This is a genomic window from Saprospiraceae bacterium, from assembly GCA_016714025.1.
In the GTDB taxonomy this organism is placed as follows: domain Bacteria; phylum Bacteroidota; class Bacteroidia; order Chitinophagales; family Saprospiraceae; genus Vicinibacter.
In genome coordinates this window covers 1,430,874-1,444,672 of record JADJOB010000002.1, presented here as the reverse complement: position 1 = coordinate 1,444,672, position 13,799 = coordinate 1,430,874, and the positions used below count along the sequence as shown (strand labels likewise).

Below are 13,799 nucleotides of genomic sequence, written 5' to 3'. Positions count from 1 at the left end.
TAGCATCATACAATTGATTTTACTCAATTTCATCTGCACATTTGACGTAGGCCCAGCCTACGCCTAGCTTATGGGAGCATTAATTTGAATTTTTTTTAGGTATTGCAAATAAATACACTAAAAATGAGCACCGGTTATAAAATAGATAATCAGGATGGACTTTATTTTTTAACTTTTCAGGTTATTAATTGGGTAGATATTTTTACCAGAAAAACGTATCGAGATATCCTGATTAATAGTTTGGATTATTGCAGAAAAAATAAAGGTTTACAAATTTGGGCATATGTAATCATGTCGAACCATGTACATGCAATATTAAGTGCCAAGGAAAATAACTTATCAGATATAATTCGAGATTTTAAAAGTTTTACAGCAAATCAAATTTTAAGAGAAATAAAAGCAATTCCAGAAAGCCGCAAAAAGTGGATGTTGCAATTATTTAAATCCGCAGCTGACAAACATCAAAGAAATTCTGAGTTTCAATTTTGGACGCATGAAAATCATGCGGTGTTTTTAGAAACTATGCCATTTCTTAATCAAAAGATGGCATACATTCATGAAAATCCAATTCGGGCCGGATGGGTTGAAAATGCAGAAGATTGGCTTTATAGTAGTCAACGAAATTATTTATCGATGGAGACTTTATTAGAAATTGATTAGTTGGATATCGATTGAATTTTCAAATTGGAACGTCCGTTCTCGCCCGTTCATCCAGCATCATACCTATTGATTTTGCTAAAATTCATCTGCACATTTGACGTAGGCGCAGCCTACGCCTAGCTTTCGTTTAGTTTGAAAATTACTAATTTGAATTATCAAATATTATTAAAAATTTCATCGCTGGGCGTAGGCTTAGCCTACGTCCGTTCTCGCCCGTTCATCCAGAATCATACCTATTGATTTTGCTCAATTTCATCTGCACGTTTGACGTAGGCTCAGCCTACGCCTAGCTTTCGTTTAGTTTGAAAATTACTAATTTGAATTATAAAATATTATTAAAAAAATTCATCGCTGGGCGTAGGCTCAGCCTACGTCCGTTCTCGCCCGTTCATCCAGCATCATACCTATTGATTTTGCTCAATTTCATCTGCACGTTTGACGTAGGCTCAGCCTACGCCTAGCTTTCGTTTAGTTTGAAAATTACTAATTTGAATTATAATATATTATTAAAAAAATTCATCGCTGGGCGTAGGCTCAGCCTACGTCCGTTCTCGCCCGTTCATCCAGCATCATACCTATTGATTTTGCTAAAATTCATCTGCACATTTGACGTAGGCTCAGCCTACGCCTAGCTTTCGTTTAGTTTGAAAATTACTAATTTGAATTATAATATATTATTAAAAAAATTCATCGCTGGGCGTAGGCTCAGCCTACGTCCGTTCTTGGCCAACACCTAGCTTTCGACTACTTGAACATTACATTAATAAATAATTAAATTTTTCTGTTTCCTCTTCTTCTTCTGATTCATCAAAAGACATGAGGGTTCCGGGTATTTCTTTTTGAGAATTGAGTCCGAGCTTTTTCATTTTTTCAGCGCGGCTGACCAAACTTCCACGGCCATCACGTAACTGTCCGACTGCTTTGTGATAAGCATCCTGTGATTTATTGAGATGCTTGCCAACATCTTCCATACTTTCTAAAAATCCAATGATTTTGTCGTACATGCGTTCTCCTTGTTTGGCAATTTCCAACGCATTTTTGCTTTGTTGTTCGCGCTTCCAGAGGTCTGCAATTAATTTTAAGGAGGTGATTAAATTCGTCGGACTGATCAACAATATCCGTTTGGCATAAGCGTAAGCCCATAATTCCTGATCCTCTTGCATTGCAATGAGATAAGCCGGTTCAATGGGGACAAACATCATAGTAAAATCCAGGCTTTCAACTAAGGTATCGTATTTTTTATCACCCAATTGATCAATGTGTTGGTACATGGATTTTACATGTTCCTTAAGCGCTGCATCCTGATCTTCTTTTGTGTCTGAAGATGAAAAACGATCGTAAGCGATGAGTGAAACTTTTGAATCAATGATGATCGTCCTGTTATCAGGCAAATACACCACAACATCCGGTTGAAGGCGTTTACCATCTTCGGTTTGGAGGCTAACTTGAACTTTATACTCCCGGTTTTTTTGCAAACCTGATTTTTCTAAAATACTCTCTAAGATGATTTCACCCCAGTTTCCTTGTTTTTTGGATTGTCCTTTAAGAGCCGATGCCAGGTTATTGGCTTCCTTACTTAATTTGTGATTCATCTCAACCAACTCCTTGACACGTTCTTCCAGAGAAAAACGTTGCTTTGATTCTTTATCATAGGTTTCTTCAACCCGCTTTTTAAACTGATCTATATTTTCACCTAAAGGTTTTAGAAGACTGTCCAAATTTTCTTTGTTGGCAGATGTAAATTTTTGTGATTTTTCTTCCAGAATTTTTTGTGCCAATTCTTGAAATTCCAATTGTGCACGATTTTTCATTTCTTCAAAATCACGTTTTTGATTTTCCAATTTTTCAAGAAAAAAATGATTCTGAGTTTTACTCTCAGCGAGGTTTTGCTTCAGTTGATTAATTTCATTTTGGCGCGCGTAATTCTCATTTTTTTGTTCAGTTAATTCACCAACCGCTTTTTGCAACTGTTCCTTAGCATTTTGAATATGACTCAACAACGATGCATTTTCAGAAATTAAACTATTGAGCTCCACTTGTTTTTGTTCAAGTTTCAAATGACTTTGCGTTGCTTGTGTTTCATAATCCTTGAGTCGTTCATCAAATGATTTGATGCGGGCTTCCTGCGAACTACACAAATTTCTGAGTGCTTCTCCTTTTTTATTTTGGTTTAAATAATTGAGTAAAAAAATTATCAGACCGATTGCAAGCCCGAGTAAGAGCGAAATAAAATCAAATGATTGCATGGATTAAAATTAAAACAAATTTGAGTGATCCCGGGTTTTGAAATTTCCCCAAACTTTTCCAAAACTTGGGGTTTAAACCCTAAGTTTTGGAAAAGTTTGGGGAAATCTAGAAAAGGGTGGGTTTAATTAATTATTCTGTCAGTTTTAGCCCTCTGTAAATTCTCCAGATCCCGTAAAGGATGCAGGCAAAAGAAAACACATAGCCCCAAGGTGCTGAAATGATAGGATAGAAATATACATACCCGCCCAATACGATGTAGCTAATTCCCAATAATATGAAAAATATCCTTCGAAGGAGCACTAACCCTCCAACTTAAATCGGATCGGGAGCGTAAAACTCACCGGAACGGCTTTGCCATTGTGTTTACCCGGTTTCCAATTTGGCATGGATTTGACAACGCGTGAAGCTTCCTCATCGCAACCTCCGCCAATACCTCTGGCAACCTGTACCCTTTGAATGTCGCCATCTTTAGTAACGACAAACTGGATTACCACAGTTCCTTCAATTCCATTTTCTTTGGCAATAGCCGGATAGCGGATGTGTTCCCGTATGTATTTCATCATAGCTGCATCGCCATCCGGAAATGCGGGCATTTGTTCAACAAATTTAAAAACCTCTTCCTCCTTTTTCTCTTCCACTACCGGTGGAGGAGGTTCAAGCAAGGATGCATCGATTCCATCTTTATCGCCTTCTTTCGTTTCTGTGGCGATTTCCTTATCCTTCATTTCCTCAATGGTTGGAGGAGGTGGTTCTTCTTCTTTTACCTCCTCATCTTTTTTAACCTTCGGAGGAACGAATTTAATTTGATCTTTAATTGGTGGAGGCTCTACTTTAGGCGGAGGTGGTGGTAGTGGTTTTTTAGGATCCAGCGGTGGAGCATCAGCCAAAACCACTTCTTTCATAATTTCTTTATCCGCTTTTTCAGGGATCCAACCTTTCACCATTTTAATGATCATGGGCATACTGATTCCCAATATAAAAAGCAAAATGCCCAGAATGGCCGAACGAGCCATGTTGTCGTCGTAAATTTTACGCAACAAATAGGCACCATAGGATTTATTTCGTCCTTCAAAGACGATTTCATCCATGCTAAGTTTCATATAATCTTTATTCTCCATTGCTTTTTATTTAAGCGTATTAATGGTATAACAAAAATTTCTTCAATTTATTTCCTGGATTGACCAATCTTTAAACAAACCAAACTATCCACAGGATCATTGGGTTTTAAGATTGCGTAAGTCCGAACATTGTTAATGGTCATTTCATCCAGGATATCAACGATGTTTTTGTATTTAGACCCTGGTAAGGGTTTAATCATTACAAACAAGTTGGTCGTATCCGTCCACATTTCGTGAACTTCTTTGATTCTTCTTTTAATAATTTGGCGGACGCCATTGGCACTGTAATCCACACTGTCCAATTCCAATTTAGTATCGGCATTGATTTCATCCGGGGAAACATACCAATACACTAAATTATTATTCCCCAATAAAAAATTGACAGTCTTTGACATTTTTATTGGTGGTTCTTCAACATCCTCCTTTTGTTTGGCCGGTTTATTGACCTCCATGGTTTTGGGTTTGTTGAAGGTAGTAGCCAACATAAAGAAGGTAATCAATAAAAAGCCCAAATCCACCATCGCGGTAAGGTCTACACGAGTAGACATCTTTTTCGATCGTGCCTTCTTTTTTCCTTTCTTCGCCCCACTTTCGGGGACATTCATTTCAGCCATAATTCATTTGAATTGTTTGCTTTAAAAATGATTTTACTCTTTACCGGTTCGAGCCGATGTAATTAAATTAAAACGATTGACTTTTTGTTCCTGTAGCGTTTCAATTACTTTATCAAAGGCTTTGTATTCAGTTGTCTTATCTGCCTTAATGGCAATTCTTAAATTATTATTGGCACGTCTTGAAAATAAAATCAAGTCCTGCAATTGATGTTCACCTCCAGTAGTATCAATCTTCATCCCTGGTTGTGCAGCGGTTGCACGGGTATTAATATCCTGATCCAAAAATTGAGGCAACTGGCGAATATCCATACCCCACAATTCAGTGAGTCGAAATGCATCCCGTTGTTTTGGTGAAAATTTTATACTGTAGGCTTCCTCCAGTTTATCCAATAAAGCCAAACGGGTATTTTGATCATCCAAACCCATAAATACTTTTCCATCCGGAGAAATATGAATCATTAATATGTCCTTATCCGGAATTGGAATTTGGGCAGTTGAAGAAGGGATGTCAATTTGCACAACCTCTTGAGGCCTGAATTTGGTAGTAAGAATAAAGAAGGTCAATAGTAAGAATGCGACATCACACATCGCAGTCATATCAATGGCCGTACTTTTTCGTGGAACTTTAACCTTTGGCATAATGGTATGCTAGTGGTTTATAGATTAATGCTTGGAAGCAAATGTTTGAGCAATAGTAAAACCTGCTTCATCAATACCATAAGTCAAGCCATCAATACGGGTTGTAAAGTAGTTGTATGAAACAATGGCGAGCGCAGAGGTAGAGATACCTAAAGCGGTATTGATCAAAGCCTCAGAAATACCCGTTGATAAGGCTACTGCATCCGGAGCTCCTGCTGTTGCAATCGCAGAGAATGCGCGGATCATCCCAAATACGGTACCTAATAAACCAAACAAGGTTGCTACTGAAGAAATCGTTGCGAGAATTACCAGGTTTTTTTTCCAACATGGGTAACTCCAAAGAAGTGGATTCTTCAATTTCTTTTTGGATAGCCAAAACTTTATGATCTTTATCAAGATCAGTAGCTTTTGTCATCTCTTTGTACTTTGTCAAACCTTCACGGATCACATTGGCAACAGAACCTTTTTGTTTGTCGCACTCAGCAATGGCCTGATCGATTTGATTTCCATCTAAGAGTTGTTTGATTTTGCGAACAAATCCCTGAATCGAACCTTTACCTGATGCAGCACCAATGGTCAACATCCGTTCGATAATGACAGCAATTACTATCATAAACAGACCCATAAGGACCGGTACCAAAATTCCCCCCTTTGTACATCATGCCTAAATAATCACCTGGGTGGGGGTGACCCTCTGGGTTGCCACCTTCAAAATGGGCTGAATTTCCCAGAATAAATTTGTAAACTAATACCCCTACAAAGAGTGCCAAAGGAATTACAATGGCTGCAAATAACGAACTGAATTTACTACTGGATGCTTCAGCACCCTTTACATTTGGATTACTCATAACCGACTGGAATTAACAGTTTTGAATGAATTAAAAAATTTTATTCTAAAATGATAGAAGAAAAAACAGCCAAACCAAACAAATGCAAAGTTTTAGCATAGCGGTATTTCCTCTTGTTTGCGTAATGATAAAACGATTTCGTTGAAAAAATGTGCTTGCAGGAAATGGAAATTTAAAAAAAAATATATTAAATTTATTTATAATACATAATCCATTATTATTTGAGATTATATACATTAAAAATAAAATAAACATTTTAATGTTACCAAAATATAATCTGGAGAACGCATTGAAACTTTCCAATTTTTAAGGTTTTGGTGGATTTCCATGCTGTTTGGCTCGCAAAATAATATTTTGAGTCATTAGAAATGCAAAATGCCATGTACATAAGGAATGTACATGGCATTTTAGCTATTGATTTTTTATCAGCGCTTAGCTCTGAGGAGCGATCAATTTAAAGAATTGATCTAATTGTGGTACCAGAATTATTTCTGTCCGACGATTGGCTTTTCTGCCGTCAGCATTGTCATTAGATGCTTTTGGATCATATTCTGAGCGACCTCCTGCAGTCATACGACTTGGGCTCACTTTGTATTTCTTTTCCAGCATACGAACTACTGCAGTTGCTCTTTTTGTACTCAGATCCCAGTTGTCTGCTACGCAGTCATTAGACATTGGTACATTGTCTGTATGACCTTCAACCATAATGTTTAAATCTTTATGGTCATTTAAGACTTTAGCAATTTTTTCAAGTACCATTCCTGCTTTTTCATTGATACTTGCACTGGCTGTTTTAAATAACATTTTATCAGAAAGCGAAACAAAAACAACGCCTTTCTTAACTTCGATATTTACGTCTTCAGAATTAATACCAGAAAGTGATCTTTTCAAGTTAAGGATCAATGCCATATTGAGTGAATCTTTACGAGCCATTGCATTGTTAAGATCCTTGATGTAGCGATCTTTTTCATTCAAGGCATCCAAAGATTTTTTAATACTTTCTGCACCTGCTTTACTTACAATGGATAAATCAGATAAACGATCCAATAAATTGTTATTGGTTTTTTTCAACATTTCCATTTGCTCTTCAAGCGATTTAATTTTACTTGATTTGGATTTGGATTCAGCATCTAAAGTAGCTACCTGATTTTTGCAATCAGAGGCTATTTTAGCTTTCTCCGATTCACAGTTTGCAAGGTTGTCATTGCATTTTTGCAAACTCATTTTAGCATTTTCCATTTCAGACTGAAGATCTTTGTATTTTTTACTGGATACACAAGAAGCTAAGAACAAAACAGAAAAAGCAAGCGTTACAATCTTATTCATTTTGGTATATTGTTTAAATATTTTAAAATTGGCCACAAAAGTACAATTTTGGCTGGTTTAATTGATAAAATATATGTTAATGGTATGGAGAAGAGGAAATAGACGGAAGGTCGGAAGGACTGAAGGGCTGGAGGGCTGGAGGGAAGGAAGGCTGAAGGGCTGGAGGGCTGTTAGACTATAAGACTGTTAGACTGTTAGACTATTAGACTATTGGACTGTTGGACTGTTGGGCTGTTGGGCTGGAGGGTTGTTAGCTTGCAAGCTTATTAGCTTATTAGCTTATTAGCTTATTTGCTTGTTAGCTTGTTAGCTTATTAGCTTGTTAATTTGTTAGGCTGTTGCTAAAATTTTTGACTACTGAATACTAATTCCTGACTACTGATTCCGGGGCTGAAGGGGTTTTGAATAGAGTTGCTATTTAAATATATAACATTGATATTCTGTTAAATATAGATTGATGAATTTAAAATTAAATGTATTTGGAAAGCCATTAGTGCCTTGTAGTATGGATCCTTTAACCGGGTTTTATCGTGATGGCTGTTGTACAACTGGGGCTGATGATCTTGGAATGCACACGATATGCATCCGCGCAACCACTGAATTTCTTGAATTCTCAAAACTCAGAGGCAATGATTTGTCCACCCCAAGACCAGAATATCAATTTGCCGGAGTTAAGCCCGGTGATCAATGGTGTTTATGTGCCTTGCGTTGGAAAGAGGCCTGGGAAGCCGGCGCTGCTCCAGAAATTATTTTGGAATCAACGAATCAAGATGTTCTAAAATACATTCCGTTTGAAGTATTGTTGGAATATAAAGTTGAAACCAGCAGTTTATCGTAAAAAAACACTGCCCGTTGATGTAGCTCCAAGCTACGTCTAGCTACGGATATTAAATTGAAACATTACCACATTGGAACATCGCAGCATTGGAAAATTGGAACATTGCTCCCAATTTTCATTCTTCCGAATCTTTAGAATTCCGAAAATATTTGTTCATGATGGTTGAGGCCCAGTCCTTGGCTCCAAGTCCAAATGCGATGGCAAAAGCTAATCCGATGGATCCAAAGAAAATACTGACTACATTGGTAATGAGGGTTTCACCAATTCCAATTTGGGTTAAGGCTATAGCCAGTGTAAAAAAGCCAATGCAGTAGAAAACCAATTTGCCAATCAACTCCGGATTTTCAAAACTGCTTTCTTCCAATGATCCTACTACGAGGCTGGAAACAAATTCTGCAAGATAAAAGCCAAGAATAATGAGAACACAAGCGATTAATACATTAGGGATAAAAAACAAAAACTGATTGAGTAAATCGGATACAACTTCTAAACCCAGGAGATTAAAAAATTTGACCATCACAATCAAAATGATCATCCAGAAAAAGATAGAAGATGCCAGTCCGGAAAAACCCCGTTTAATGCCTCTTTTTGCGAGGAACCGATGTACGCCGGATTTTTGAGCCAGTCGATCGATTCCCAATGCATGACTTAATTTATAAACCAGCCATTGGATAATTTTTGCTAAAACCCATCCGATAATTAAAATAATTAAAGCATTTACTATGGAGGGATCATGCTGCTTAAACTTTGCATATACCCTTCAAATGCATGTTGAATATCGGAATACATAATTTATTATTTGACGCAACTTATAAACAAATATATTTAAAATCTTAGTCTTCTTCGGTTGACAATTCTTTGGTTGTTAAATCTTCAGTAATTTTTCGGATTACTTTAAATTCACTGAGAAATGTTTTAGCCAATACCCTGAAAATAGTATAAGCCGGTATAGCAACCACCATTCCGATGATTCCACCAACACGGGCTCCAATCATAATTACAATAAAGATTTCCAAAGGATGTGCTTGTACACGTTTTGAAAAAATATACGGTTGAATAATGAAATCATCTAATAGTTTGATGACGATAAACACCAACAATACTGTTGACAACAAGGGAAGTGTTTGAGAATAAAAATTCATTTCCAAATTAGAGGAAATTGTAAGCAAACAAGCAAACGCAGCTCCAATAACCGGACCCAAATAAGGAATGATATTCATGACAACGTAAAAAAATGAAATCAATAATGCATTTTTAATTCCGAAAAAACTTAAAAGTCCACTTGAAAGGAGCATCAGAATTGTCATTTGCAAAACGATCCCTCCAAAATAACGGGTTAATAATATACTTACATCGTCAATTACATTGCGCACTTTACGCTCTTGTCCAGTAGGTACGAATGACTCCACGATTTCTGTAAACAAGCCTCGTTCTTTCAAGAAAAAAAAGCTGATAAAAAGTATAGAAAACAAACCGATAAAAATTGAACCGGCTTTACTGAGTAAGGTTCCAAAAAAATCACTGATGTGACTGGGATCAAAATAAGAGCCTATAAACGATTTTACCTGATCCCCCGCGCTGGGTCCTGGTTCCAGGCCCAGGGAACGAAGCCAAATATTCAGCTTATCAATGGGTTCCTGAAGAGCCAGTGAAATTGCATTGAAATCCACTTTAGACAATACCACCGCTTGTTGAATCACCAAGGGTACAAATAACCACAACAACACCCCTAAAATACTAAACATGCTGATCAGACTCAACAGGGCAGCCAGCGATTTTCCAAACGAAAAACGCAATAAATGGAGGCGGACCAATAGGAAACCCATAATGGGTTGACCAATCATACTGAGCACCCAACTAATCAGAATATAACTAACGACTTCACTGAAATAACTCAGTACAAATAATAAAAAGATCAAGATACCGATCCCGATGATGTACCGGTAGTATTTTTGCCACATGGAGTAAAGATACAATTCAATGAGGAAGCTGTAGCTTACATTTACACGCTTTTCCATGGATTGATCTAAAAATTCTATTAAAAACAAATCATGAACGTTCTTCGAAATATTTGGACAATCGAACTAATCTGGTGGATATCAGCAGCACTTTTGGCAGCACTTATTCTGTTTCCAATCCATTTTTACAAAATTGAATTTGAATTCTATAAGGTCAACTTTTTTTATATTTTGGGATTGATCTTATTTGTCCGATGGATCTTTCTTTGGAAATACACCCCGTATGCCTGGTGGATCCCTTTTAAATTGGTAGTGCTCTTTTTAATGATTCCGGTCGTATTCTGGGGTATTACATCGTTTTATGGATTCAAAGGGTATCTGGATGAAGTTGGAATACAGGAATTTGTTTCACATCTCAATGAAGCCGATCAATCCAGCTTGTCCGTTTATATACGAACTGAAATGATCTTTTTTGCCAGTGCTTTTATTTTTTCCGGATGTTGCATTCCCTTAAAAATGATTGCAAGTATTTGGAAACAATACAATCGAAATACAGTTTAATCTTTGCTTTTTCAAAATAAATAAAACCATGTCACTTGTTGAGGAATTTAATGATTACAGATCTCGTATGAACGAAGTGATCTTATCACACGATCACCTTCCTTTAAAACGTTTTTTTCGCTGGACCATCAAATGTATCAGGAATCAGCCCTTCCGGTAAAAACCAAAGAATTGCTGGGTCTTGTTGCTTCCATGGTCCTTCGTTGCGATGATTGCATCAAATATCATTTACAAAAATGTTCTGAAAATGAGGTAAGTACAGAAGAGATTTATGACGTGTTTGCAATCGCAAATATGGTGGGGGGTTCAATCTGTATTCCACATACGAGAAGGGCGGCTGAGTTTTGGGAAGAGTTGAAGGGTTGAAAAGATGTTTAGTCTGTAGTCTTTAGTCTTTAGTCTGTAGTCTGTAGTCTGTAGTCTTTTAGAATGGAGCTTAAAAAATGCTTAATTAAAACTCGTTTGCAGGTTGTACCTAATTTAGTTGATTTTCTGTCAGAAAAAAAAAGCCCAAATTTGCAAGGCGCAAATTCAGGCTCTTTCGACTAAGGTCTCAAAATAAGAAAACTACGTTCTTTATCTAAAATTAAATAGATGTCTGGTTGAATTGGATAAACCAATTTGAAATAAATCTTATAAAATGGAGCGATAGGGTATCTGATCGTTATAGATATACTGTCGCTGGGATTTGACGTAAAAATAAATTCTAGCATCCAAATATCCAAATAATCAACGAAAAATATTATAAAAAAAGTTTATATATAATATAATTAATTATAAAGACCTTAAGCTGCTTGGAGTTTTAATACATATTAAACGCTGCAAATAAACTGATTATATATTACATATTATAATAATATTAAATATTTATTAAAAATTATTGATCTGCATATCAGGCTTGATAATTAGGGCATTAAAGCCTGTTTGGATTGCGATATTAGAATAAAAAAGAAGCTAAATACCAATCAACAAATTATCCTTTACCGCGATCAAGAGTAGAAAAAAACAAGCATTCCCGTTTTATCTTTGCCCCATTCTGCCCGGGTGGTGAAATTGGTAGACACGTACGTTTGAGGGGCGTATGCCGAAAGGTGTGCAGATTCGACTTCTGTTCCGGGCACTTGTTAAGAAAGATTTGAAGGAATGTTGCAATTTTGGAATGGTTCAATGCTACAATTTTTTAAATACATTTTAATAAATTGTAAACAGTGCCATATTGTAGCATTGCAGAATTGAACCATTGTAGTTTTGGAAAAAAGTTGAAACTTTCCTTTCAACATTCCTTAACAGTTCCGTTAAAACTCTATTAAATCCTTTTAACTTATTAAGCGTTTTGCACCAATTTAAATCCTATAACTAAATACAATTTTTTTGTAGTCTTACTTTCGTAATTATAAATTCAAATGAAATGAAAAATCTATATTGCTATTTGCTTTCTTTACTGGTTTTGACTTCGTGTGCTAATGTAGATAAAATGATAGACAAGGGTCAATACGATCAGGCTATTGATAAATTGGTACATAGACTTGCCGGAAAGAAAAATAAAAAGAAAGATGAAGTCATTGCATTGGAATATGCGTTTAAAAAAGCACAGGACCGTGATTTAAGAACTGAAAAAACCTTGCGTGATGAAAACATACCAGAAAACTGGACCCGTGTTTATACTATTCACAATCAAATTACTTCCCGTCAAAATAAAATTGAAGGTTTATTGCCTTTGGAAACAAATGATGGGTATCAGGCTACTTTTAATTTTGTAAATATCGACGAACTTAAAAAAGAATCCAAGCGCAATACCGCTGATTTTTATTATCAATCCGCACTCAGTCTGATTGATGAATCCAGAAGAAGTGGCGATAAAAATGCTGCACGGGAAGCTTATAATTACCTCAATAAAATTGATGGATTGTTTAGTCAATACAAAGAAAAAGAACAGCTAAAAAAAGATGCACTCAATTTAAGTATGGAAAATTATCTGGTTAAAATAAATAATCAAACCAACCAAATAATTCCTGCAGATGTTGAAGCTGAATTATTAAAATGGAGTGTAGATGGATTAAATTCTAAATTTAAAAATTTTGATGTTAAAGCAAATCCTGCATTAAACTACGATCATTACATCCTACTCAATTTAACTCAAATGGAATTTAGTCCGGAGCGTGAAAAAACCCGGATTTATGATGATGTAAATGAAATAACAACCGAAGAAGTTGTGAAAGACCGAAATGGAAAACCAAGAAGAGATACCTTGGGTAAAGAAATTAAAGAAAAAGTGGTAACCCGTTATGTTGCAACCATTGAAGAAATCAGTCAACTCAAATCCGTATTGGTTGGAGGTCGCCTGGAATTTATCAACGTACGTTCTACCGATATTGAATTTACCAAAAGCTTACAGGTAGAAGGAGTGTTTGAAAACAAAATGGCCCGTTTAATTAAAGGGGATCGATCTTATGTAACTGATGAGTGCGAACGCAAATTAAAAGGACGTTTAGTGGCTTTTCCCAGCAACGAAACGATTTTATTAGATGCGGTTGAAAAACTTAAAAGCCAGGTTAAAAACATCATAAAAGACAAAATAAAATAATCCAAATCAACCTAAGCTACAGTGCTAAAATACCTGATTATACTTCCAGTTAAAGCTTATCAGTACCTGCTTTCTCCCCTATTGGGAAAAAATTGTCGTTTCGAACCTTCCTGTTCAACGTACATGATCCAGGCTGTTGAAGAATGGGGAGTTTTAAAGGGCAGTTGGCTCGGACTTAAACGCATCAGCCGATGCCATCCATGGGGTTCCAGTGGAGAAGATCCAGTACCTAAAAGGGAGAACAGGAGAAGTAGATAAGGGTATAAGAGGAAAGGAGGACAAAAGGAGTCTGATTTTTAAAGCTTGTCAGCTTAACAGCTTTAATGCTTCTTTGCTGACTCCTGAAAAAGAAGCAATATTTTAAAAAATCCCCGGCAGCAACAATAACCAACCTTTGTCCTTTGAC

At 36.3% G+C, this 13,799-nt stretch carries 12 protein-coding genes, 1 tRNA gene and 3 pseudogenes; 7 read left to right on the top strand and 9 right to left on the bottom strand.

Annotated features, from left to right (window positions below):
• The first annotated feature begins 123 nt into the window (after positions 1-123).
• The gene (locus IPJ80_08950; protein ID MBK7913612.1) at positions 124-660 is read left to right on the top strand and encodes a transposase; all 537 of its coding nucleotides are present in this window, start codon (positions 124-126) and stop codon (positions 658-660) included.
• Between the two features lie 755 nt (positions 661-1,415).
• Here IPJ80_08950 and rmuC read toward each other — a convergent pair.
• From rmuC to IPJ80_08920, 6 genes and pseudogenes are all read right to left on the bottom strand, one after another.
• Positions 1,416-2,906 carry a DNA recombination protein RmuC gene (gene rmuC / locus IPJ80_08945; GenBank protein ID MBK7913611.1) on the bottom strand — a complete coding sequence of 497 codons (1,491 nt, stop codon included), beginning with the start codon at positions 2,904-2,906 and terminating at the stop codon, positions 1,416-1,418.
• A 300-nt stretch (positions 2,907-3,206) separates the two neighbouring features.
• Positions 3,207-4,025, bottom strand: a complete 819-nt coding sequence (locus tag IPJ80_08940; GenBank protein MBK7913610.1) for an energy transducer TonB — start codon at positions 4,023-4,025, stop codon at positions 3,207-3,209.
• Positions 4,026-4,072: 47 nt separating this feature from the next.
• Positions 4,073-4,639, bottom strand: coding sequence for a biopolymer transporter ExbD (locus IPJ80_08935; GenBank protein ID MBK7913609.1), 567 nt, complete (start codon positions 4,637-4,639; stop codon positions 4,073-4,075).
• A 33-nt stretch (positions 4,640-4,672) separates the two neighbouring features.
• Positions 4,673-5,278 (bottom strand): biopolymer transporter ExbD, encoded by a 606-nt coding sequence (locus tag IPJ80_08930; protein MBK7913608.1) that lies wholly within the window; start codon positions 5,276-5,278, stop codon positions 4,673-4,675.
• Positions 5,279-5,302: 24 nt separating this feature from the next.
• A pseudogene (locus IPJ80_08925) lies at positions 5,303-6,126 on the bottom strand (MotA/TolQ/ExbB proton channel family protein).
• A gap of 432 nt (positions 6,127-6,558) precedes the next feature.
• On the bottom strand, positions 6,559-7,452 hold the full coding sequence (locus tag IPJ80_08920; protein ID MBK7913607.1) for an OmpA family protein: 894 nt from the start codon (positions 7,450-7,452) through the stop codon (positions 6,559-6,561).
• A gap of 457 nt (positions 7,453-7,909) precedes the next feature.
• Between IPJ80_08920 and IPJ80_08915 the strand changes: the two genes are divergently transcribed.
• A complete protein-coding gene (locus IPJ80_08915; GenBank protein MBK7913606.1) occupies positions 7,910-8,290 on the top strand; it encodes a DUF2237 domain-containing protein in 381 nt (126 codons plus the stop codon).
• Between the two features lie 115 nt (positions 8,291-8,405).
• On the opposite strand, the gene IPJ80_08910 is transcribed toward IPJ80_08915, so the two are convergent.
• The 3 genes and pseudogenes from IPJ80_08910 to IPJ80_08900 all read right to left on the bottom strand — a co-directional run bounded on the left by IPJ80_08910 (position 8,406) and on the right by IPJ80_08900 (position 10,308).
• Entirely contained in the window at positions 8,406-8,930 is a 525-nt protein-coding gene (locus IPJ80_08910) for a hypothetical protein (GenBank protein ID MBK7913605.1), read from the bottom strand.
• A pseudogene (locus IPJ80_08905) lies at positions 8,916-9,014 on the bottom strand (transporter). Before IPJ80_08905 ends, IPJ80_08910 begins: the two are co-directional and overlap by 15 nt.
• Positions 9,015-9,123: 109 nt before the next feature.
• Positions 9,124-10,308 (bottom strand): AI-2E family transporter, encoded by a 1,185-nt coding sequence (locus tag IPJ80_08900; GenBank protein MBK7913604.1) that lies wholly within the window; start codon positions 10,306-10,308, stop codon positions 9,124-9,126.
• Between the two features lie 33 nt (positions 10,309-10,341).
• On the opposite strand from IPJ80_08900, the gene IPJ80_08895 reads away from it, so the two are divergent.
• The 5 genes and pseudogenes from IPJ80_08895 (at position 10,342) to yidD (ending at position 13,651) form a co-directional block, all read left to right on the top strand.
• Positions 10,342-10,809: a hypothetical protein gene (locus tag IPJ80_08895; protein MBK7913603.1), complete on the top strand. Its 468-nt coding sequence runs from the start codon at positions 10,342-10,344 to the stop codon at positions 10,807-10,809.
• Positions 10,810-10,837: 28 nt separating this feature from the next.
• Positions 10,838-11,175: pseudogene (locus tag IPJ80_08890) on the top strand (carboxymuconolactone decarboxylase family protein).
• A 672-nt stretch (positions 11,176-11,847) separates the two neighbouring features.
• Positions 11,848-11,929, top strand: a tRNA-Leu gene (locus IPJ80_08885).
• Positions 11,930-12,217: 288 nt separating this feature from the next.
• A complete protein-coding gene (locus IPJ80_08880; GenBank protein MBK7913602.1) occupies positions 12,218-13,393 on the top strand; it encodes a hypothetical protein in 1,176 nt (391 codons plus the stop codon).
• 21 nt (positions 13,394-13,414) lie between these two features.
• The gene (gene yidD / locus IPJ80_08875; GenBank protein MBK7913601.1) at positions 13,415-13,651 is read left to right on the top strand and encodes a membrane protein insertion efficiency factor YidD; all 237 of its coding nucleotides are present in this window, start codon (positions 13,415-13,417) and stop codon (positions 13,649-13,651) included.
• The last annotated feature ends 148 nt before the right edge of the window (positions 13,652-13,799 follow it).